Below are 23,414 nucleotides of genomic sequence, written 5' to 3' on the forward strand. Positions count from 1 at the left end.
TCAAATTGTAATAAAGAATATGTTATACTATCTGTTCCGATTCTTAGAGCAATTCAACATCCCAGGCTCGCATATCTGGTCATATATCTCCTTCCGTGCCCTGCTGGCGCTCATCCTCTCGCTGATGATCTCAGCATGGTTTGGAGAGCGTTTCATCAAATGGATGAAGCGTCGTAACATCTCTGAGACCGCTCGTGATGCCAGCATAGACCCCTTTGGCGTGGAGAAGAAGGGTGTTCCGACGATGGGAGGTATCATCATCATCGTCTCTATCCTTGTCCCCGTCCTCCTGTTAGGTCGTATGCGTAACATCTACCTGTTGCTGATGATTATCACCACCGTGTGGCTGGGATTCTTAGGATTCATGGATGACTATATCAAGATCTTCAAGAAGAACAAAGAAGGTCTCAAGGGAAAATACAAGATTATCGGACAGGTGTCCATCGGCTTCATTGTCGGTCTGACGCTATGGCTCAGTCCTGATGCCGTCGTCCGTGAGAATATCACCGTGCCCCAGAAGAGTCAGCAGGAGGTCGTTGTCAAGCACAAGGCGGAGTATGTGAAATCTCTCCAGACGACCATTCCGTTCTTCAAGAACCACAACCTGAATTACTCAGATGTCATGTCGTTCTGTGGGAAATACAAGGTGGCGGCAGGATGGGTCTTGTTCGTCCTCATGACCATTTTCGTGGTCACTGCCGTCAGCAACGGTGCCAACCTGAATGACGGAATGGACGGTATGTGTGCGGGAAACTCCGCCATCATCGGATTTGCCCTTCTGGTCTTCGCGTATGTCAGCAGCCATATTGTCTATGCTGCCTATTTCGACATCATGTATATCCCCGGCTCCCAAGAACTGGTCGTCTTCCTCAGTGCCTTCATCGGTGCGATGATTGGTTTCCTTTGGTACAACGCCTATCCCGCACAGGTGTTCATGGGAGACACCGGTTCCCTGACGATCGGCGGTATCATCGGTGTATGTGCCGTCATTGTCCATAAGGAGCTCCTGCTCCCTATCCTTTGCGGAATCTTCTTCATCGAGAGTCTGAGTGTCATCATACAGACCCAGTGGTTTAAGATACAGAAGCGCAAGGGCAAGCGCGTGAGAGTCTTCCGCGCCACCCCTATCCACGATACTTTCCGCAGGTTAGACTCACAACTTGACCAGACCAGTACGTATATCCTGAAAGGATGGCCCCATCGTCCCTTCCATGAGTCGAAGATCACCATCCGTTTCTGGATCACGACCATCATATTAGTAGCAATAACGATTATAACACTGAAAGTAAGATGAGCAGAATCGTCATATTAGGAGCAGGAGAGAGCGGAGCAGGTGCCGCCGTCCTCGCCAAGAAAGAAGGCTTCGACGTATTTGTCAGTGACATGTCGAAGATTAATGAGAAATACAAGAAGTTGATGGACTCCCACGATATCGAGTGGGAGGAGGGACAGCACACGGAGGAAAAAATCCTCAATGCCGACGAGATCATCAAGAGTCCCGGCATCCCCGATACGGCTCCGATGATTGTGAAGATCAAGGAGAAGGGCATCCATATCATCAGCGAGATAGAGTTCGCCGGTCGCTATACCCGTTCCAAGATGGTCTGCATCACAGGGTCTAACGGTAAGACGACGACCACCAGTCTGATCTACCATATCTTCAAGGAGGCGGGATATGACGCAGGACTTGCCGGGAACATCGGTAACTCCCTTGCCCTTCAGGTGGCGGAAGACCCGCATGAATACTATATCATCGAGCTCAGCTCGTTCCAGTTGGACAATATGTACGACTTCCGTGCGAATATCGCCATCCTGCTGAATATCACACCCGACCATCTCGACCGTTATGATTTCTGCATGCAGAATTACGTGGACGCGAAGATGCGCATCATCCAGAACCAGACACCCGATGACGCCTTCATCTATTGGAATGACGACCCCATCATCAAGAAGGAGCTGGAGAAATACCATATCCAAGCCATCCAGTATCCCTTCTCCGAGCTGAAGGAGAAAGGCAGCATCGGTTATATCGAGGAAGGACAGTATACGATTGAGCAACCCGAGCCTTTCAATATGGAGCAGGAGGCACTCAGTCTGACGGGCAAGCATAATATCTACAACTCCCTTGCCGCCGGTATCGCCACCAATATCGCAGGTATCAAGAAAGAGGTGATCCGTAAGTCACTTAGCGACTTCCCTGGTGTGGAGCATCGCCTGGAGAAAGTATGTACGGTACGTGGTGTCCAGTATATCAACGACTCCAAAGCCACGAATGTGGACGCCTGCTGGTATGCCCTGGAGTCGATGAAGACCAAGACCATCCTCATTATCGGAGGCAAGGACAAAGGCAACGACTACGACCCCATCAAACCACTGGTCAAGGAGAAATGTGCCGGACTGGTCTATCTGGGTGCCGACAACCAGAAGCTGCATGACAATTTCGACGGGATGGGTATTCCTGTCAGGGACACCCACTCTATGAAGGAGTGCGTGGAGGCATGCTACGAGCTTGCCGAGCCGGGCATGACCGTCCTGCTGAGTCCCTGTTGCGCGTCCTTCGACCTCTTCAAGAATATGGAGGACCGTGGTGAGCAGTTCAAAGAATTAGCAAGAAATCTATAGATATGAACAAGAAGATAGGCAATATTTTCAAGGGAGACAAGGTCGTCTGGATGGTGTTCTTCTTCCTTTGTATGATCAGTATCGTGGAGGTGTTCTCCGCCTCCAGTAACCTGACCTACAAAAGCCAGAACTACATCGGACCTATCGTCTATCACGCAGGGACCATCGCCTTTGGTGTCCTCGTCGCTGTCATCACACTGAATATCCCATGCCGGTTCTTCAAGCTGATGACACCCTTCCTGTTGCTTATCACGGCGATAACACTGCTATGGGTACTGGTAGGCGGTCAGACCATCAATGGCGCCAACCGTGTCATCTCCCTGCTGGGATTCACGTTCCAGCCCTCTGAGATAGCGAAGGGAACCATTGTTCTTGCCACAGCACAGATACTCAGCGCCATGCAACGGGAGAACGGTGCCGACAAGAAGGCTTTCAAATGGATCCTGTGGATCACCATCCCCACGTGTTTCCTGATCGGCTTGGAGAACCTCTCCACGGCAGCCCTGCTCTTCATGGTGGTCATCCTCATGATGTTCATAGGACTCGTGCCTTTCAGACAGCTCGGCAAACTGGTCGGTATCCTGCTTTTCTTCGTTATCCTCGGTATCTCCATGGTCATGCTGGTCGGTCACGACACCACCGGGCAGGAAGAGGAGATCGCCAAGACCGAGCAGACAGACCAGCCTAAGAAAAAGAGCAAGCTGGAGAAGCTGCTCCACCGTGCCGACACGTGGAAGGGTCGTATCCTCAAGTTCGGCAAGGATGATGTCACCCCACAGGAGTATGACCTCGACAAAGACGCGCAGGTGGCACACGCCAATATCGCCATCGTATCGAGTAACATCATCGGCAAGGGACCCGGACAGTCTGTGGAGCGAGACTTCTTGTCACAGGCGTTCTCCGACTTCATCTATGCCATCGTCATCGAGGAGTTAGGTATCCTGGGAGCCTTCGCCGTCGCCTTCCTGTATATCGTCCTGCTCTACCGTGCGGCACGAATAGCGAGTCATTGTGAGAACAACTTCCCCGCCTTCCTGGTGATGGGTCTTGCCCTCCTCCTCGTCGTACAGGCAGCCTTCAACATGATGGTGGCTGTAGGACTGGCTCCTGTGACGGGTCAGCCTCTCCCGCTGATCTCGAAAGGTGGTACCTCCACCATCATCAACTGCGCCTATGTCGGTGCTATCCTGAGCATCAGTCGTTCGGCGAAGATGAAGAAAGAGCCCGGTGAGGAAAAAAATATCGGGTAACATTCGTTCATAAGAAATTAAATTCGTAATTTTGTAGGGTCTATATATAATAAGGTATATGAAAGAAGAGTTAAGGGTTATCATCAGTGGTGGCGGAACAGGCGGGCATATCTTCCCAGCCATCTCTATCGCCAACGCTATCAAGGAGTTACGTCCTGATGCCAAGATCCTTTTTGTGGGAGCCTTAGGTCGTATGGAGATGCAGCGCGTTCCTGCTGCCGGCTACCAGATCAAAGGCTTGCCGATCTGTGGTTTCGACCGTAAGAACCTCCTCAGGAATATCTACGTGCTCTTCAAGATATGGAAGAGCCAGCGGATGGCGAAGAAGATCATCAAGGACTTCCAGCCGCAGGTGGCAGTGGGTGTCGGTGGCTATGCCAGTGGTCCCACCCTTAACAAAGCAGCCTCGATGGGCATCCCCTGTCTGATACAGGAACAGAACTCCTATGCGGGCGTCACCAATAAGCTGTTGGCGAAGAAAGCCGCGAAGATCTGTGTCGCCTATGACGGTATGGAGCGTTTCTTCCCTGCCGACAAGATCATCAAGACAGGCAACCCCGTCCGTCAGTCACTGCTGGAGACCACCGTCTCCCACGAGGATGCCGTCCGCTCCTTCGGACTCAAGCCCGACAAGAAGACCATCCTGCTGGTAGGAGGCAGTCTGGGAGCCCGTACCATCAACGAGAGTGTCCTGCAGCACCTCGACGTGGTGAAGAAAGGCGACGTACAGTTTATCTGGCAGACAGGTAAGTACTACCACAAGCAGATCATGGACCGCCTGACGCACGAAGACCACCTTAACGACCTCGTCATCCACGACTTCATCAGCGATATGGGTGTGGCTTACAAAGCCGCCGACCTGGTCATCAGCCGTGCGGGAGCCAGCAGCATCTCCGAGTTCTGCCTGATAGGCAAGCCCGTCATCCTGGTACCGAGTCCTAATGTCGCCGAAGACCACCAGACGAAGAACGCCATGGCACTGGTGAACGTGGACGCCGCCCTTTATGTGAAAGACAGCGAGGCACCCGCCCAGCTGTTGCCGATGGCTGTCGCCACCGTCAACGACCCTCAGAAACTAGAGTCCTTGAAAGAGAACATCCTCAAACTGGCACTGCCCGACTCTGCAGAGATCATCGCCAAAGAGGTTATCAGATTAGCGAACAATGGAGAATAAAGATATCAAAGCCGTCTATTTCGTAGGTGCCGGTGGCATTGGAATGAGTGCCATCGCCCGCTATTTCATCCACCGTGGACTCGTCGTCGCCGGTTATGACAAGACCCCGAGCGACCTCACCAGGCAGTTGGAGAAAGAGGGGATGCTGATCCATTATGAGGAGTGTGTCGACAAGATTCCCGAGGCATGTAAGCAACCCGCCTCCTGTCTCGTCATCTACACCCCTGCCATCCCTGCCGAGCACCAGGAGCTGCGGTATTTCCGGGAGAACGGTTTTGAGATACAGAAACGCGCCCAGGTGCTGGGCACGCTGACCCGTCAGCATAAGGGACTGTGTGTCGCCGGTACCCATGGCAAGACCACTACCTCCACGATGTGCGCCCATATCATGCACCAGAGTCATCTCGACTGCAACGCCTTCTTAGGGGGTATCTCGAAGAACTACGGTACCAACTATATCCTCTCCGCCTCCGACTATGTGGTGATCGAGGCTGATGAGTTCGACCGCTCCTTCCACTGGCTGCGCCCCTGGATGTCCGTCATCACGGCGACAGACCCGGACCACCTGGATATCTACGGCACGAAAGAGGCTTACCTGGAGAGCTTCCGTCATTATACAGAGCTCATCCAACCGGGTGGCGCCCTCATCATCCATCGTGACCTGGAGATGCGGGAACAGCTGCAGGAGGGTGTCCGCCGCTATGACTACGCGCTCCACGAGGGCGACTTCCATGCGGAGAATATCCGTATCGAGGACGGCGAGATCTCCTTCGACTTCATCTCCCCCATCGAGTGTGTGAGGGGTATCGAACTGGGACAGCCCGTCCCCATCAATATCGAGAACGGCATCGCCGCCATGGCGATGGCACAGCTGGCTGGCTGTACCGCCGACGAGCTGCGGGAGGGTATGAGGACCTTCGGGGGTGTCGACCGCCGCTTCGACTTCAAGTTGAAGAACGACCGTATCGTGTTCCTCAGCGACTATGCCCACCACCCGCAGGAGATCTACCAGAGTGCCAAGAGCATCCGTGAGCTCTACCGCCACCGTAAGATCACCGCGATCTTCCAGCCTCATCTGTATACCCGCACCCGTGACTTCTACAAAGACTTCGCCGATGCGCTGAGCCAGCTCGATGAGGTCATCCTCACAGAGATCTATCCCGCTCGTGAGCTCCCCATCGAGGGAGTGACCTCCGAGCTGATCTATAACAACCTGCGACCGGGTATCGAGAAACAGATCATCCGCAAGGAGGATGTCCTCGACCTCGTCAGGAGCCGTGACTTCGACGTGCTGATCGTACTGGGTGCCGGCGACCTCGACAACCAGGTGCCGCAGATCACAGAGATACTGAAGAACAAATAAGAACAACCCATAAGGACACCGTATGACACTCAACTGGAAGAAATCATTCTTCATCCTCGCGGATATCGCCCTGGGCGCCTACCTGCTGCTCGCCATGACGGCTTTCAACGAGCCCGACGAGCAGAAGTTCGTATGCACCGAGGTCGATATCAACATCATGGACGGACAGGATGACGGCTTCCTGGGGAAGACAGAGATCCGCGACCAGCTCAAGAAGGCGAAGATGTGGCCGCAGGGTCAGCCGATGAAGGAGATCAATATCCGTAAGATGGAGGAGTGCATCAGCAAGAACCCCTTCGTCGACTCTGTGGAGTGTTACAAGACACAGGGTGGCAAGGTGAAGGTGAACCTCACCCAGCGCCTCCCCGTCTTCCGTGTGAAGGCAGACAATGGTGACGACTATTACGTGGACGCACAGGGTGGTATCATGCCGAACACTCATTATGCCAGCAACCAGCCCGTGGCTACCGGTCATATCAGCCGTTCCTTCGCCCAGAAGCGGTTGTCACGCATCGGCAACCATATCATGCACCATGCGTTCTGGAACAGTGTCGTCGAACAGGTCAACGTCCTTGACGACGGTACGATAGAGATGGTGCCGCGCATCGGTGACCATATCGTATACCTCGGTGCGCCCATCGATATCCCCCAGAAGCTCGACCGCCTGGAGAAGTTCTACCGCTACGGACTGAGCATGGCGGGGTGGAACAAGTACTCCTATATCAGTCTGGAGTTCGACAACCAGATTATCTGTAAGAGAAAAAGGAAATAAGAAGAAAAAACAAAATATAGTATTAAGATGCAAAAAGAGTTTATCGTTGCTATCGAACTAGGGTCATCCAAGATGACAGGTATCGCAGGTAAGAAGAACCTCGACGGCAGCATCCAGGTGCTCGCCGTGGTCAGGGAGGACTCCTCGTCCTTCATCCGCAAGGGTTATGTGTATAACATCGACAAGACTGCCCAATGCCTGGCGACCATCGTCAGTAAGTTGGAGAAACAGCTGAAGACCTCCATCACACAGGTGTATGTGGGTGTCGGGGGACAGTCTATCCGCTCTATCCGTAACGTCATCACCAAGGAACTGCCTGCCGACACGGTCGTCACCCAGGACATGGTCATTGAGTTGATGGATGCCAACCGTAACATGAAATACCCCGACCAGGAGATCCTCGACGCCGCTGTCCAGGAGTATAAGGTGGACTCCCAGCTGCAACTCGACCCCGTGGGTATCCAGTGCAGCCATATCGAGGGTAACTTCCTGAATATCCTGCAGCGTAAGGCGTTCTACAAGAACCTCAACATGTGTTTCGAGGCTGCCAATATCAACGTGGCGGAGATGTACCTCGCACCACTGGCGCTTGCCGACAGCGTCCTCACAGAGACGGAGAAACGCTCCGGCTGTGCCCTCGTCGACCTCGGTGCCGACACGACGACGGTGAGTGTCTACTCGAAGAACGTGCTGCGCCACCTCGCCGTCATCCCCCTGGGTGGCAACAACATCACGAAGGATATCGCCTCCCTGCAGATGGAGGAGCATGACGCGGAGAAGATGAAGCTGAAATACGCATCTGCCTATACCGACAATAACGAGATCGACAATAACATGAAATACTCCATCGACCTCGACCGTCAGGTGGAGTGCCGTAAGTTCGTCGAGATCGTCGAGGGTCGCCTCGAGGAGATCATCGCCAACGTGTGGTGCCAGGTCCCTGAGGAGCTCTGCGACAAACTGCTGGGCGGTATCATCCTCACCGGTGGCGGCTCTAACATGAAGGAGATCGAGAAGGCGTTCTCCAACTACACCCATATCGACAAGATCCGTACGGCGAAGTTCGTCACACAGACCATCGTCTCCAACAGTCCTGAGATAACGGCGAAGGACGGTAGGATGAATACCGTGCTGGGACTGCTGGCGAAGGGCGACCTCAACTGTGCCGGACAGGAGATCGACCCCAACGGCGACCTCTTCAAGCAACAGCAGGTCGTGGAGACCCCCGTCGACCAGCGCAGGGCACGCCAGGGCTTCGAGACACCAGCCGGTGTGGTACGTACCGCCGAGGAGAAGCGTAAGGCAGAGGAGGAGGCTCAGCGCAAGCGTGAGGAAGAGGAGCGCATCGCCCGTGAGAAGGCGGAGGAAGAGGCTCGCCTCGAGGCTGAGGAGCGTCGCCAGAACAGTTTCTGGAACAAGGCGCTGAAAGGTCTCAAGAAATTTGGAGAGACCATTGTGAAGGAAGAGGATTAATAAAAAAGAATAGATATATGGATAATGTATTACTGGATTTCGGTGGTACCGAAAAGGAGAACAGCATCATCAAGGTGATTGGTGTTGGAGGCGGTGGCGGCAATGCCGTCAACCATATGTATCGAGAGGGAATCCATGACGTGACCTTCGTGCTCTGTAATACCGACAACCAGGCACTGAACGACTCCCCCGTGCCCGTGCATCTGCAACTGGGTAAGGAGGGACTGGGCGCCGGTAACAAGCCGGAGCGTGCCCGTGCCGCTGCCGAGGAGAGCATCGAGGATATCAAGGCGATGCTGAGTGACGGCACCCGTATGACATTCATCACCGCTGGTATGGGAGGTGGCACAGGAACAGGCGCCGCACCTGTCATTGCCCGCATCTCGAAGGAGATGGGCATCCTGACAGTGGGTATCGTCACCATCCCCTTCCGTTTCGAGGGCGACCGTAAGATAGACCAGGCGCTGGACGGTGTCGAGGAGATGTCCAAGCACGTCGACGCCCTGTTGGTCATCAATAACGAGCGTCTGCGTGAGATCTATCCCGACCTGTCGGTGCTCGACGCCTTCGGCAAGGCTGACGACACCCTGTCGGTAGCCGCCAAGTCTATCGCGGAGATCATCACGGTACACGGACTCATCAACCTCGACTTCAACGATGTGAAGACGGTGTTGAAGGACGGTGGTGTCGCCATCATGTCCACCGGCTATGGTGAGGGCGAGGGACGTGTGAAAAAGGCTATTGACGACGCCCTGAACTCCCCGTTGCTCAACGACAATGACGTGTTCAACTCCAAGAAGATCCTGCTGAGCATCTCCTTCGCGGGAGGCAAGGACGGCAAGGACTCACTGATGATGGAGGAGATGAACGATGTCAATGAGTTCATGGCGAAATTCGGTGACTTCGAGATCAAATGGGGTCTCGCCACCGACCCCGAGCTGGGTAAGAAGGTGAAGGTGACCATCCTCGCCACCGGTTTCGGTATCGAGAATGTCGACGGCATGAACGGACACCTGAAGCGTCACACCCAGGAGGAGGCTACACGCCTCGCCGAGCAACAGGAGCGTGAGGCTGAGCGCCAGGACCGTCGTAACCGCTACTATGGCAGCGAGGGCAGCACGAAGCGTTACAAGCGCCGCCCCCATATCTATGTGTTCCGTCCCGACGAGCTGGATAATGACGATGTCATCTCCGCCGTGGAACAGACACCGACCTACAAGCGCACGAAGGAGGTGCTGGACAGCATCTACTCACAGGCGAACGGCGACACCACGCAGGCTGCTGACAGCCAGCAGGAGCCGCCCGCACAACAGGGACCAATCGTCTTTGCGTGAGCAAAGGCAAATCCTTTTATCATATAATTCTAAATTAGTTTCTAAGTCCACAGCTGGTGGAGCACTGCCAGGCTTCTCAAATCAGGGAAGTCTGGCAGATGTAGTTTATAATACCTCATCAGCACGTCGAGGATGCGCCCCCTGTCCTGCTGGGAGAGCTGGAACAGGTGCATCGTGGGATAGTCCATGCGCATCAGCAGGTGGATCATCCTCGCCTCCGCAGGTGCCAGATAGTCCTGGTGCGTCGGCACCGTGGACGTGAAGAGTCCTTCACGAAGGTCGAAGAAGACCCTCTCTGTCTCCATATTCGGATAGAACCCCAGGAACCTCGACAGGCGCATGAGGAATGTCAGGTGGAAATTAGCGTAATGCGACGGTGCGGCATCCAGCCACTGCATGGAGTCCATGATATAGTCGAAGAGCTGCTCGTTACGCTGCTCGGAGCGGAGGGCGTAATACAGGAACTCGGCGATGAAGAGGGTGATCGACAACTTGGCGGGCGACAGCGGGATGGTGGTGTACGGCACCAGCAGCCGCACGTCATGCAGTTTCTGTAACGCCACACGGGGACGCACGTCACACTCCACCTCCAGTACCGTCATCGGCTGGAAATACTGTTTGCGGAACGGTGACTTCGCCGACTTCGGCAAGGTGACGATGAACGACAGGCGACCCCATGTCCGGGAGAACATCTCCACCACCACCTTCTGGTCGCCATACTTCAGCGTATGCAGCACAATTGCATGTGACTTTTCTAACATTGGCTTCAAAATTACACAAAAATCATTGAATATTAGCATTTTTCATCAAGAAAATTTTGTCAGAAGAAAAAATTGCAGTACCTTTGCACCCGCAAAAAATGGCGACGGTCCCTTCGTCTATCGGTTAGGACGAGAGATTTTCATTCTCTAAAGAGGAGTTCGACTCTCCTAGGGACTACAATTAAATCTGTCATCGGCACAGCCAAGTGCTACCGCAAGGGAAAGGTGGCAGAGGGTGGCAACACCCGCCCAGGGCAGCCTATAGGACGTAAGACCCACAAGCTTTATATTAATAATTAAACAAAAGAAAGAAAAATGGCAAATCACAAGTCATCCCTGAAGAGAATTCGTCAGGAGAAAACAAGAAAAGAGCATAATCACTATTATGCCAAGACCATGCGTAACGCCGTTCGTAAACTGCGTGCCATGACCAACAAGGAAGAGGCTGCCGCTCTCTATCCTAGCGTACAGAAGATGCTGGATAAGCTGGCTAAGACCAACATCATCCACAAGAACAAGGCTGCGAACCTCAAGTCAAGCCTCTGCGCGCACATCAACAGTCTCTAATCCGAAAGAGATAAAAAGAGTCAGATAAACAAAGTTTATCTGGCTTTTTTTTGTTATTTCCCCTTTTTTTCGTATCTTTGCAACCTATAAACGACTATTAAACGAAATGGTAGAAGAACAGAACAAGGAAAGCAATTATTCCGCGAGTAATATTCAGGTGCTCGAGGGACTGGAGGCTGTACGCAAGCGTCCGGCAATGTATATCGGTGACATCAGTGAGAAGGGTCTCCACCACTTGGTGAACGAGACCGTCGACAACTCCATCGACGAGGCGATGGCAGGCTACTGCACCCATATCGAGGTCACCATCAACGAAGATAACTCCATTACGGTATTAGATAACGGACGAGGCATCCCCGTCGACGAGCATGAGAAGATGCACAAGTCCGCCCTTGAGGTCGTCATGACCGTCCTCCATGCCGGTGGTAAGTTCGACAAGGGCTCCTACAAGGTCAGCGGTGGTCTGCACGGCGTGGGTGTCAGCTGTGTCAACGCCCTCTCCACCCACATGCTCTCACAGGTCTATCGTAACGGTCATATCTACCAACAGGAATACGAGAAGGGAAAACCCCTCTATGACGTGAAGATCGTCGGCGACACCGACAAGACAGGTACCCGCCAGCAGTTCTGGCCCGACGGCACCATCTTCACCACCACAGAATACAAATACGACATCATCGCGCGTCGTATGCGTGAGCTCGCCTACCTCAACGCAGGCATCACCATCACGCTCACCGACCTGCGTCCCGACGAGGAGGGCAACCTCCGCCAGCCCGAGGTGTTCCACGCCAAGGAGGGACTGAAGGAGTTCGTGCGCTACGTCGACCGTCACCGCACCCACCTCTTCGACGATGTCATCTACCTGAAGACCGAGAAACAGGGTGTACCCATCGAGGTCGCTGTGATGTACAACACCGACTATAGCGAGAACATCCATTCTTACGTCAATAACATCAACACCATCGAGGGAGGTACGCACCTGACCGGTTTCCGCATGGCACTCACCCGCACCCTGAAGTCCTACGCTGACGCTGACCCCCAGATCTCCAAGCAGATCGAGAAGGCGAAGATAGAGATTGCCGGTGAGGACTTCCGTGAGGGACTCTCCGCCGTCATCAGCATCAAGGTCGCTGAGCCCCAGTTCGAGGGACAGACGAAGACGAAGCTCGGCAACTCCGAGGTCGCCGGTGCCGTCCAGCAGGCTGTGGGAGAGGCGCTCTCCAACTACCTGGAGGAGCACCCGAAAGAGGCGAAACTCATCTGCGACAAGGTCGTCCTTGCCGCCACCGCCCGTATCGCCGCCCGTAAGGCACGCGAGAGCGTACAGCGTAAGAACCCGATGACCGGAGGCGGTCTGCCCGGCAAACTCGCTGACTGCTCCGAGAAAGACCCGAAGGTCTGCGAGATCTTCCTCGTCGAGGGAGACTCCGCCGGAGGTTCCGCCAAACAAGGACGTGACCGTCATTTCCAGGCTATCCTCCCCTTGCGCGGAAAAATCCTGAACGTGGAGAAGGTACAGTGGCACCGTGTCTTCGAGGCAGAGTCCGTCATGAACATCATCCAGTCCATCGGTGTCCGCTTCGGCGTCGATGGCGAGGGCGACAGAGAGGCGAACATCGACAAGCTGCGCTACGACAAGATCATCATCATGACCGATGCCGACGTCGATGGCTCCCACATCGACACCCTCATCATGACCCTCTTCTACCGCTTCATGCCACAGGTCATCCAGGGCGGACACCTGTATATCGCCACCCCGCCCCTTTACAAATGCACCTATAAGAAGAACTCCGAGTATTGCTATACCGACCAGCAGCGTCAGGCGTTCATCGACAAGTACGTGGCAGGCGACGAGAACAACAGCGGTTTCCACACCCAGCGTTACAAAGGTCTTGGAGAGATGAACCCCGAGCAGCTGTGGGAGACCACCATGAATCCCGAGAACCGCCTTTTGAAGCAGGTCACCATCGAGAATGCCGCCCAGGCAGACGAGATCTTCTCCATGCTGATGGGAGACGACGTGGAGCCCCGCCGTGAGTTCATCGAGCAGAACGCCACCTACGCCAACATCGACGCATAAAACAGCAACACACAACTACTTTACATATAAACGAAAATCCCCCTGCCGAGTCACAGACTTTGCAGGGGGAATTTCTTTTGTTCAGCAGGCTCCGACGCCGCCTTCATATTTCCAAACACCTAACCCTACACCTAAATTTTTATAATCTTTAACGCAAATTCGATAGGGATGAGACAAATATGAAAGGAATTGAGAAAAATTTGAAAATTTGTCTCCATCCTGTTTCGTAACTTTGCAGCATGTTTATAAGAAAAGTGTTGCTAATTATTATCTCTATGTTCTCACTAACTTGTGTATCACAGACTCAAGAAGGATGGGAAGAGGCTTTCCGCCAATGGATAGATGCTGAAGAGACAGAATCTTCAGCTATAGAGAACGTGTATGAGGAATTGTCAGAAATAGCTGACCATCCTATCAATTTGAATCAGGCCAGTCGTGAGGACTTGGAAAAGTTACCTTTTCTGACAGTACAGCAGGTAGAAGAACTCCTGTCATATATACATCGTTTTGGGGGTATTCGTTCTAGTGGGGAACTTCAGATGATTTCCTCCTTGGATGCGGAGCGGCGTCATTTGCTGAGTTATTTTATCTATATAGGTGAGCCGGCAAAAAAAAACAACAAACTGCGATTCGACTCTATCCTTTATCATAGTCGTCATCAGCTATCTGCAACTGTAAAGGTTCCCCTTTATACTAGAAGAGGAGACCGAGACGGATACCTAGGTGCTCGTTATCGTCATTCTATACGTTATCAACTGACATATCATGATCGTGTGAAATTCGGGCTGACTGGGGCACAAGATGCTGGAGAGCCGTTCTTCTCTAATAGAAACAACTGGGGCTATGACCACTATTCCTATTACCTACAACTGAAAGAGCTCGGCAATATTAAGAATCTATGTCTGGGAATGTACAAGGTGCAATTGGGGAAAGGACTTATTATAAATGGTGGATTTTACTTAGGCAAGCTATCCTCACTCCAATCGATGGGTCGTACCTCAACAACTCTTAAAGCACACTCTTCACGTTCTGCCAATGACTATCTGCGAGGTGCCGCAGCCACCATCCGTCTTCATCGGAACTGGGACATAACAGCCTTCGCATCCTATCGTTCTTTAGATGCCACATTAAACAAAGACAGTACGGCTCGTACTTTACTCACCAGTAGCTACCATCGCACGCAAACGGAAATGAATAAAAAGAACAATACCCATGAGACAGACTTAGGAGGCAGTATCAGATGGCGTAAAAAAAGCTACTATGTCAACCTTAATTACCTTTATACCCATCTAGACAGGTTATTACGTCCTGAAAAAGAGAACGCCCCCTATCGACGCTATATCGCTGAGGGTAATGACTTTATGAATTGGAGTCTTGACTATGGCTATACCAACTCCCGTTTCTCTTTATCTGGAGAGACCGCACTCAATAAAGAGGGAGCATTGGCAACCATCCATCAATGTAGCTTTCGACTAAAATGTCCTATGACGCTTATGCTACTACACCGATATTATGACAAGAGGTATACAGCACTTCATGCCCAGAGCTTCAGCGAGGGGTCAAATGTACAAAATGAGCATGGGATATATGCAGGATTCATCTGGCAACCCTCCTCCAAATGGACATTGAACGGATATGTTGATTATGCGCATTTCACATGGAAACGGTATCAGGTGAGCATGCCTAGTGATGCCTTTGACACGATGATTCTCATGCGTTTCGTATTAACTGACAGGTGGAGAATAGAAGGACGCTATCGCTTTCATTTACGTCAGAAAGATAATTCTCAGAAAACATATATTGTTAACCAAACAGAGCATCTGTCACGACTTCGTGTCAGTTATGATACTCCCTCTGGACTATCCCTACAAACACAATTTGATGGTATTTCCGTCTCTTTGGAAGGGAAAAATAAAGGATGGATGATATCAGAGCAGATCACCTATCAGTGGCGATGGTTACAGCTCTATGCGAATGCCACCGTCTTTCAGACGGATAACTATGCGAGTCGTCTTTACTTATACGAGCGTCCCTTGCCCTACAATTTCTCATCCATCATGCTCTATGGCAAGGGGATTCGTTATGCTTTTATGACTCGTACAGAGATAGGGAAGCACCTCCTGATGATAGTGAAGTTTGGTGTCACCAATTATTTCGACCGCCAAAAGATTTCCAGTAGCTGGCAGGAGATAAATGGCTCCTCACAAACAGACATAGACATCCACCTCCGCATCACCCTTTAGACGGGGAGTTGGAGGATGAAGCGGGTGCCTCCGACATAGGTGTCGTCGAGACGGAGGTCGCCTCCCATGAGGCGGGCGAGACGGCGGGTGAGGTAGAGCCCGAGTCCTAAGCCCTCGCTGAAGGTGCTGAGCTTGGTGAAGAGGGAGAAGATTCGCTCTCTGTCGGCGGGCGGGATGCCTTGTCCGGTGTCGCTGACGGTGATCTCCACGAAACGGGGGTCGTACTGCTGGCAACGGAGGATGATGAGTCCTACCTTCGTGAACTTATTGGCGTTCTCCAGGAGCTCGCTGAGGATCTTCTGTAGATAGGCGCGATGGGTGCGCAACAGGAAGTTGTCGGGGAGGCGGGTCTCCATGGTGAGGGAGACGGTGTGGGGGGGTATGAGGGTGACTCTCTCGATAGCCTGCTGGCAGATGCCGTTGACATGGAGGGTGTCGTTGAGTTCCACACTGGTGGCACCCTCAAGGGAGGAGACGATATGGAGGTTTTCGATGATCGTCGCCATGCTCTTGCTGTTCTGGAGGATGCCCTTGGAGATGGAGTCGAGGTCTTCGTCCTCAAGGCTGTCGCTGTCTGTCTGCAGCACCTGTGCGAAGCCGCTGATGATGTTCAGCGGGGTGCGTATCTGGTGGGTGAACTCTTGGATGAACTCCGTCTTCTTATGGTCTGACTCCTCTACCTTGGCTTTCGCCACGACGAGTTCCTCGTTACGCTCCTCAGTCTGCTGTCTCACTTGCTGGAGGTCTGAGACATAGCCGCTGATGGACTGTTGCATGGCAGCGAAGGTGTTCTGGAGCTGTCCTATCTCGTCGACACGGTTGCTCTTGGGCAGTGGCTCGTCATAGTCGCCCTGTGCGATATGCTGTGTCTGGTCGGCGAGGAGCTTCAGGGGGTTGACGGCGAGTCGTACGACGATATAGCCGGCGAGGAAGACGAGGAGCAGTCCGAAGAGGACGATGCCGCCGATGATGTATTCCGGCTGGCGGAAGTTCTTGTAGATGTCGTATCTGGGACAGACGACGCAGATCGTCCAGCCGGTGCGCGGCACGGTCTCATGGACCACCATGCAGTTGTCACGCCGCAGGTCGTCGAGGGTCGCGTTCTCATGTCCCGAGGCGATGAGTTTTCCCTCGTGATTGAGGAGGAGGTAATAGGAGTTGGGATAGGGAGGATCTATTGCCAGCAGCTGTGACAACCGTCGGTGTGAGAGGTCGGCGGCGATGACACCGATATAACGTCCGTCAGCACCGACGAGGGGTCGGCTGTAGGTAGTGATCATCTCCTTTTCGTAAGTCTCCTCCTCACTGTTATAGTCGTGGTACGGGTCTATCCAACAAGGCTTATGAGTGGTCATCGGCAACTTATACCACGGCATCTCGAAGTAGTTATAGTCGTCGTTACCCTCCTGTTCCGTCATGATATGTCCGTCCTCATTCGACGAGTAGGCGGAGAAATAGTGCCCCTTGGCGGGGAAGAAGTCGGGAGCCATGGCGATGCTGCATCCGTAGAGGTTAGGGTTGATCTGGAGGATACGTTGTGAGATCTTGAAAAGAGAGTCGGGGTTCAGGTCATGGAGCACCGCCCATTCCGTATTGATCGTCGCCGTCTCCACCTCGTTGAGCACGCCACGGATATGCAGTCTGGTGTTATGGAGCGACTGCGACATCTCATCGATAGCCACCTGCCGCACCTGTTGTCTGGAGCGGAAATAGAGGAATCCCAACGTGATGAGGACGATGAGCAGTGTCCCCATCAGGATACTGAGGCTCAGGCTGAACGCCAGGGACTTACGGATGAATCGCAGGATCATGACTCACCCTCCTTTCCCTTTGTGGTGCGCGTCTCCTCCTGAGCCGTCTTCAGCAACTCATCGAGGAGTCCCGTCACCTTTGTCGTGTTATCCGTCATTTCCCTTGTCTTCGCCCGTAACTCGTCAGCGCTCATCTGTCGACCACCGTCACGGATGACCTGTGCCGTCTTGACGATATGAGACACCGGCTCCGCCATCTGTCCCGTCATGTGACGTACCACCGACGTCTTCATACGCTCGTCCTGAGTAGCCCGCTCATACGCCTCCTCCAGTTCCCGGTTACGACCCTCGAGCGTCTCCGTCTGCTGTTTGATCTCCCCGACATAGCCCGCCAGCGACTGCTGCATGGTCTTGAAGCTGGACTCCAGCTGACCGATCTCGTCAACGCGGTGGCTCTCATGGACGTCACCGTTGAAATGCTCGTCGGCGACACGCTGTGCCGACTTCGTCAGGTGCCGGAGCGGTCGGAGGTTTTTACGGACGATACGGCTGCTGAACACGACGAGGAGGAGGATGCCGATGGCGGCGATCGACAGGTATGCCCATTTCATACGGACATACGGGGCGATGATATCACTCTCCTTACAGATGATCGCCACGCTCCACTCCGTGTTCTTGAACGGTTTATAGAACACATAACAGTCCTCTCCGTCTATCTCCATCTCCTTATAGCCCGTCTCCCGGTCCAGCATCGCATTACCGAGCGCCCTCAGCGCGGAGTCCGGTTTCTCGAGGGTGCGGGTGAAGATCGTCTCATAGAACAGGCGGGTCGTGTCAGGATGGACGAGGAAGGTGCCTCCCCTGCCCAGCAGGATGCTATAGGAGTTAGGATAAGGCTTCGCCGCCGATACCGTCTCCGAGAACCAGTCGAGGCAGATATCCACGGAGAAGGTGCCTACGGTCTTACCCCTCTTGTCGTGGATCGGCTGACTGTAAGAGGTAAAGATATCGTTGACGATGATACCCACGGAGGCATCCTCCATATACGGCTCCAGCCAGTACGGTCGGTCCAGGAGTCGAGGAATGAGGTACCAGTCCATAGTATGGTACTGGTACTCCTCATTTCCCTCCTGTTCTGTCAGTATGTTTTTGCCGTCGTTATATGAATAAGCAGAGAAATATTGCCCTTTGCTCTTGTAGTAGAACGGGTCGAAGGAGATGCTGCAGCCCGTCAGGATGGGGTTGTCTTTCAGCGTCTGCCGGCTCAGTTCGAACATCATGTCAGGGTTGTCGAGGTGTTGCTCGATATTATACAGCATGTTATTGGAAGCCACCTCCACGCTATGCAGCGTGTTGTCGATATGCAGGACGGTGCCCTCCAGGGTCTTCGTCGCCTTGCTGAAAGCCTCCTCCCTCATCACCTCACGTATCTCGGAGAACAACATGCTGTACACCGTGGCGAAGATGGCGGCGACGATGACCGCCACCCACAGGCTGAGGCGGGTGGACAACGAACGGCGTATATGACCCAGTATGTTCCTCATTGCCCCATCAGTTCTTGGTATGTCACGGTACGCTTGATAAAGCCACACTCCCTCATCATGCGGTTAGCCTTCTCCACCATGTCAGGGCGCAGGCGGAACTCCCGTTTACCCGACTCACGGTCGAGTTGCAGGCGGAGCACCTCCATCAGCATGAAGCGCTGCATGGTGCGGTTGGTGGGAGAGTTATATTTCCGCACATATTTCATCACGATATCGAGCGCCAGCTCAGGATGCGTGGCAGCCCATTCCCACCCTTTCCTGGTGGCACGGGCAAACCTACGGCATGTCTCCTTATGGTCCCTGTAGTAGTCGGGTCTCACATAGACCCCATGCTCCTGGATGTTAAAGTCGTGCTCGCTGAAGCGGTAGACGTTCTCCTTGCCTAACCTGAACCCAGCCTGCAGCAACTGGTAGTACTCGTTATAGCCCAATGCCATCATCGCGTCGACGGCACCGGAAAGGAAGAGGTTGATCTGGCTGGTGAAGCGCACCCACTCATAGTTTAGTTTTTTATAATGGTTGAGAAAAAAGACGGAATAGTTAAGGTCGGTACTATAGACTGCCACCTTCTTACCCTTGAGTTTCAGCGGGTCAGCCCCCCAGCGTGCTATCAGCATGTTACTGCTGTTCATGGAGTCCTGGAAGATATTCACCATGGGGACACCCTGTGTGATGAAGTCGATGGCAGACATCAGGGTGAGCATGAAGGCGTCACTATGATCATGTTGCAGGCGGTAGAGGACGGAGGTGTTCAATGACGGGTGCTGGATGACGACATCGAGACCCTCAGCTTGATAGAAGCCCTTCTCCTTGGCGGCATAATAACCGGCAAACTGCGCCTGTGCCGTCCATGCCGTAGTAAACACGAACCGCTCTGCGCTTGACGGAAGGGAAACGAGTAACAAGAGTCCCATCAGTATCTTACGTATGCTGTCTCTCTTCACTTTTATCCAGTCAATAGTAATATTCCGTGCGCAAAGATACGAAAAAAAAGGAAATATACAACAAAAAAGGCGATTTTTTCGCCTATTTACCCCAATTCACGGTAGATTTCGAGTACCTGACCCGCCACATCAGTGCCACGGAAGCGCTCGATATACTGCTGACTGAGCCGGATGCGCTCCGTCCTCCCGTCGGCACCGTCGAGGACAGAGAGGATGGCGGCAGCCATACCCTCGGTATCATCAGGGTCGACATACAGGCAAGAAGGTCCTCCAGCCTCCTCGAGACACGACCCTGTGCAGGCGACGACAGGCAGTCCCGCGGCTATCGCCTCGATGATAGGGATACCGAAGCCCTCGTAGCGGGAGGGGTAGACAAAAGCCTCGGCGAGACGATAGATGACGGCGAGGTCGTCGTCAGGGACCCCGCTCAACAGGTGGAGGCGGTTGCTCTGAGGCAGCGACTTCGCATAGTCCGTCTGTCGTCCCACCGCCACCAGATGGATATCAGAAGGCAGCAGAGACAAGGCGTCGACGGCAAGGCGCAGGTTCTTACGCTGCTCGATGGTGCCGACGTTAAGGATGAAACGCTCAGGCAGTCGGTAACGCTGTCGCACCTCCTGTTGCTGGGCAGTAATTGCCGTGGTGGAGAAACGAGGGGCATAGCTCTGATAGACGAGACGGATGCGCTCGTCGGAGATATGTCCTAACTCCATGATATCCTGTTGGGTACGCTCACTGATGGCGATGATGCGGTCGGCTTCCTTGAGGGTCTGCCGGAACTTCCACTCGTAGAGCTTGGTGTCTATCCAGTGGTAGTATTCAGGATGACGCAAAAAGATGAGGTCGTGGATGGTGACAACGCCTTTGACACCACTCTTACGGAGTCCGACGGGCAGTTCGCCAGAGAGACCGTGGTAGATCTGTACACCGTCACGCCGGAGGTCTTTGACGATACCGTAGGTGCGCCAGAGGGGAGACCCTCTCTGACTCCCCCTGTTGAGGGGGAGAAGACGGGAGAAAAATGGGGCGGCGGGATAGCGGAAAGTGGCACCCTCGATGATCTGGTTACGGAGGTCGTCCCTGCCCTCGTCGGGGGCATAGAGGAGGTACTGCATATCAGGGTCATGACGACGCAGCAGGTCGTTGACAAGGGTACGCCCATAGCTGCCTAACCCTGTACCGTTGCGCACGATGCGCTTTGCGTCGAAACCGATAATCATCTCAGTCAACCCTTAACCATTAACCATTCACCCCTTCCAGCACCAGCTGTGCCACACGGGTAGCGTCCTCATCGCTCAACTCATAGTAGAGAGGCAGACGCACGAGGCAGTCGCCATAATGGTCGCAATGGACGAGAGGCTCACCCCGGAACTGGTCTTTATAGTATGCGCTGGAGTGGAGCGGCAGGTAGTGGAACGTCGTCTGTATGTCATGCTCCTTGAGGAACGCCATCAGTCTTGTGCGGAACTCCAAGGTGGGGCACACGAGGTAATACATATGTCCGTTATTCGTGGCGTAGGACGGGATCTCCGGCAACTGGACACTTTTCTCCTCAACCTTCCCACGCAGGATGCTGTCGTAGATCTTCCAGATACGGAGACGCTTTCCCTGTATGTCGTCCAACTGCTCGAGCTGTGCCCATAGGAAGGCGGCATTGAACTCAGAGGGGAGGAACGAGGAACCGATGTCACACCACCCGTATTTATTGACCATCCCCCGGTAGAACTCGGCACGGTTGGTACCTTTCTCCCAGATAATCTCAGAGCGACGGACAAAACGCTCATCATTGACGACGAGCATGCCGCCCTCGCCACAGTTGATGTTCTTCGTCTCATGGAAGGAGAAAGCCCCCAGATGACCGATACCGCCAAGGGGACGACCCTTATAGAAAGAGTCGATGGAATGTGCCGCGTCTTCGACGACGAGGAGGTGATGCTCCTCAGCCAGCGCCATGATGGCGTCCATGTCACAGGCGACACCCGCATAATGTACCACAACGATAACCTTCGTACGCTCGTTGAGGAGGGGACGGATGGTGTCCACGGTGATATTGGGATTGGAGGCACCGCTGTCGGCAAACACCACTTTGGCACCTTCACGGAGGAAGGCGATGGCAGACGACACAAAGGTGTAGGAGGGTACGATCACCTCGTCACCAGGTTGTAAGTCACAGAGCATGGCACACATCTCCAAGGCATCAGTCCCAGAGGTACACAGCAGGCATTTCCTGAAACCATAACGTTTCTCGAAGAACGCATGACAGCGTTTGGTGAAATCACCATTTCCCGACATCGTCATGGAGCCACACACCTCCTTGATATAGTCCAGTTCACGACCGGAACAATAGGGCTTATTAAATGGAATCATCGTCTTATAGCAATTATTTTTGCAAAGTTACGAAATATTTCGTACTTTTGCAAACAGAATATGAAAAAAGACACTTTAGGCGAGGTTTTGCGTTTCGGTATCGTGGGGGTCATCTCCACCGTGCTCCACTACGGCATCTACTGGGTGCTGCAGCACTGGATGAACGTGAATATCGCCTATACGATCGGTTACGGACTGAGTTTCCTGGTGAACTACTACCTGACGGCGCACTTCACCTTCCATGAGAAGACGACCAAGCGCAACGGGGTCGGGTTCGGAGGTGCCCACCTGTTCAACTACTGTCTTCAGATCGCCCTCCTGAACTTCTGGCTGTGGGTCGGTCTGAGCAAGGAGGTAGCCCCCTTAGGTGTCTACGCCATCGCCGTCCCCACCAATTTCCTCCTCGTCCGTTTCGTCTTCAAGCATTTTAAGAAAGAGAAGTGAGATTCATTTTAAAAAGATTAGAGCGATTTCCTATATCGAAAGAATCAGCAGCCTCCTTCTTGCCATTACAATCTAAATGCTTTTTTAATATCCTCTACACGGTCAAGTTTCTCCCATGTGAACAACTCAATATCCATTGTCTTGGTCTCGTGATAGCGACTGGTGAACGTCTTCTTCACCACCTCACACTGACGTCCCATATGTCCATAGGCCGCCGTCTCCAAATACATCGGCTGACGCAACTTCAATGAACGCTCAATAGCCTTCGGACGAAGGTCGAAGAGCTCCTCTATCTTCTTGGCTATCTCACCATCCGTCATCTGCACCTTCGAACGTCCATAGGTATTCACATAGATATTCATCGGTTTCGCTACACCGATGGCATAGCTGATCTGTACCAGCATCTCATCGGCAACACCAGCCGCTACCATATTCTTGGCAATATGACGTGCGGCATAAGCTGCGGAACGGTCAACCTTCGAAGAGTCCTTACCAGAGAAAGCGCCTCCACCATGAGCGCCCTTGCCACCATAGGTGTCTACGATAATCTTACGGCCCGTCAGACCTGTGTCACCATGAGGACCTCCAATCACGAACTTACCCGTCGGGTTCACGTAGTATTTGATGTCGTCACCAAAAAGTGCAAGCACTTTCTGAGAGTGGATCTTCGACTTCACTCGTGGTATCAAGATGTTTATTACATCGTCTTTGATACGCTGGAGCAT

At 53.2% G+C, this 23,414-nt stretch carries 19 protein-coding genes and 1 tRNA gene; 13 read left to right on the forward strand and 7 right to left on the reverse strand.

Annotated features, from left to right (window positions below; translation table 11 throughout):
* Positions 1-19: 19 nt before the first annotated feature.
* The 8 genes from BM257_RS01940 to ftsZ are packed head-to-tail and all read left to right on the forward strand — an operon-like array spanning position 20 to position 9,988.
* Positions 20-1,294 carry a phospho-N-acetylmuramoyl-pentapeptide-transferase gene (locus tag BM257_RS01940; RefSeq protein WP_092067683.1) on the forward strand — a complete coding sequence of 425 codons (1,275 nt, stop codon included), beginning with the start codon at positions 20-22 and terminating at the stop codon, positions 1,292-1,294.
* A complete protein-coding gene (gene murD / locus BM257_RS01945; RefSeq protein ID WP_092067685.1) occupies positions 1,291-2,622 on the forward strand; it encodes a UDP-N-acetylmuramoyl-L-alanine--D-glutamate ligase in 1,332 nt (443 codons plus the stop codon). Before BM257_RS01940 ends, murD begins: the two co-directional genes overlap by 4 nt.
* A gap of 2 nt (positions 2,623-2,624) precedes the next feature.
* Entirely contained in the window at positions 2,625-3,872 is a 1,248-nt protein-coding gene (locus tag BM257_RS01950; RefSeq protein WP_092067687.1) for an FtsW/RodA/SpoVE family cell cycle protein, read from the forward strand.
* A 58-nt stretch (positions 3,873-3,930) separates the two neighbouring features.
* Positions 3,931-5,046, forward strand: a complete 1,116-nt coding sequence (murG, locus tag BM257_RS01955; RefSeq protein WP_092067690.1) for an undecaprenyldiphospho-muramoylpentapeptide beta-N-acetylglucosaminyltransferase — start codon at positions 3,931-3,933, stop codon at positions 5,044-5,046.
* Positions 5,036-6,409, forward strand: a complete 1,374-nt coding sequence (gene murC, locus BM257_RS01960; RefSeq protein WP_092067692.1) for a UDP-N-acetylmuramate--L-alanine ligase — start codon at positions 5,036-5,038, stop codon at positions 6,407-6,409. The genes murG and murC overlap by 11 nt, the downstream gene beginning before the upstream one ends.
* 22 nt (positions 6,410-6,431) lie before the next feature.
* Positions 6,432-7,181, forward strand: coding sequence for a cell division protein FtsQ/DivIB (locus BM257_RS01965; protein ID WP_092067694.1), 750 nt, complete (start codon positions 6,432-6,434; stop codon positions 7,179-7,181).
* Positions 7,182-7,208: 27 nt separating this feature from the next.
* Positions 7,209-8,654 carry a cell division protein FtsA gene (ftsA, locus tag BM257_RS01970; protein ID WP_092067696.1) on the forward strand — a complete coding sequence of 482 codons (1,446 nt, stop codon included), beginning with the start codon at positions 7,209-7,211 and terminating at the stop codon, positions 8,652-8,654.
* Between the two features lie 17 nt (positions 8,655-8,671).
* The gene (ftsZ, locus tag BM257_RS01975; protein ID WP_092067698.1) at positions 8,672-9,988 is read left to right on the forward strand and encodes a cell division protein FtsZ; all 1,317 of its coding nucleotides are present in this window, start codon (positions 8,672-8,674) and stop codon (positions 9,986-9,988) included.
* Positions 9,989-10,029: 41 nt separating this feature from the next.
* On the opposite strand, the gene BM257_RS01980 is transcribed toward ftsZ, so the two are convergent.
* On the reverse strand, positions 10,030-10,749 hold the full coding sequence (locus BM257_RS01980) for a DNA repair protein RecO (RefSeq protein ID WP_092067700.1): 720 nt from the start codon (positions 10,747-10,749) through the stop codon (positions 10,030-10,032).
* Between the two features lie 106 nt (positions 10,750-10,855).
* Here BM257_RS01980 and BM257_RS14685 point away from each other — a divergent pair.
* The 4 genes from BM257_RS14685 to BM257_RS01995 all read left to right on the forward strand — a co-directional run bounded on the left by BM257_RS14685 (position 10,856) and on the right by BM257_RS01995 (position 15,639).
* A tRNA-Glu gene (locus tag BM257_RS14685) sits at positions 10,856-10,927 on the forward strand.
* A gap of 137 nt (positions 10,928-11,064) precedes the next feature.
* On the forward strand, positions 11,065-11,316 hold the full coding sequence (rpsT, locus tag BM257_RS01985; protein WP_092067702.1) for a 30S ribosomal protein S20: 252 nt from the start codon (positions 11,065-11,067) through the stop codon (positions 11,314-11,316).
* A 106-nt stretch (positions 11,317-11,422) separates the two neighbouring features.
* Positions 11,423-13,396 (forward strand): DNA topoisomerase (ATP-hydrolyzing) subunit B, encoded by a 1,974-nt coding sequence (gyrB, locus tag BM257_RS01990; RefSeq protein WP_092067704.1) that lies wholly within the window; start codon positions 11,423-11,425, stop codon positions 13,394-13,396.
* A 239-nt stretch (positions 13,397-13,635) separates the two neighbouring features.
* A complete protein-coding gene (locus tag BM257_RS01995) occupies positions 13,636-15,639 on the forward strand; it encodes a ComEA family DNA-binding protein (RefSeq protein ID WP_092067706.1) in 2,004 nt (667 codons plus the stop codon).
* Here BM257_RS01995 and BM257_RS02000 read toward each other — a convergent pair.
* From BM257_RS02000 to rffA, 5 genes are all read right to left on the reverse strand, one after another.
* Positions 15,636-17,450, reverse strand: coding sequence for an ATP-binding response regulator (locus BM257_RS02000; RefSeq protein ID WP_092067708.1), 1,815 nt, complete (start codon positions 17,448-17,450; stop codon positions 15,636-15,638). The two genes, BM257_RS01995 and BM257_RS02000, sit on opposite strands and share 4 nt — an antisense overlap.
* Positions 17,447-18,934, reverse strand: a complete 1,488-nt coding sequence (locus BM257_RS02005; protein WP_092067710.1) for a PDC sensor domain-containing protein — start codon at positions 18,932-18,934, stop codon at positions 17,447-17,449. The genes BM257_RS02000 and BM257_RS02005 overlap by 4 nt, the downstream gene beginning before the upstream one ends.
* Positions 18,931-19,878, reverse strand: a complete 948-nt coding sequence (locus BM257_RS02010; protein ID WP_255405429.1) for an ABC transporter substrate-binding protein — start codon at positions 19,876-19,878, stop codon at positions 18,931-18,933. The genes BM257_RS02005 and BM257_RS02010 overlap by 4 nt, the downstream gene beginning before the upstream one ends.
* A gap of 86 nt (positions 19,879-19,964) precedes the next feature.
* Entirely contained in the window at positions 19,965-21,107 is a 1,143-nt protein-coding gene (locus BM257_RS02015; RefSeq protein WP_092067712.1) for a glycosyltransferase family 4 protein, read from the reverse strand.
* A gap of 10 nt (positions 21,108-21,117) precedes the next feature.
* Positions 21,118-22,245, reverse strand: a complete 1,128-nt coding sequence (gene rffA, locus BM257_RS02020) for a dTDP-4-amino-4,6-dideoxygalactose transaminase (RefSeq protein WP_092067714.1) — start codon at positions 22,243-22,245, stop codon at positions 21,118-21,120.
* 60 nt (positions 22,246-22,305) lie between these two features.
* Between rffA and BM257_RS02025 the strand changes: the two genes are divergently transcribed.
* Positions 22,306-22,689: a GtrA family protein gene (locus BM257_RS02025; RefSeq protein ID WP_092067716.1), complete on the forward strand. Its 384-nt coding sequence runs from the start codon at positions 22,306-22,308 to the stop codon at positions 22,687-22,689.
* Between the two features lie 65 nt (positions 22,690-22,754).
* Here BM257_RS02025 and BM257_RS02030 read toward each other — a convergent pair.
* On the reverse strand, positions 22,755-23,414 hold a 660-nt coding region (locus tag BM257_RS02030), incomplete at its 5' end, for a methionine adenosyltransferase domain-containing protein (RefSeq protein WP_177215983.1).

It is taken from the genome of Prevotella sp. tf2-5 (assembly GCF_900115435.1).
In the GTDB taxonomy this organism is placed as follows: Bacteria; Bacteroidota; Bacteroidia; order Bacteroidales; family Bacteroidaceae; genus Prevotella.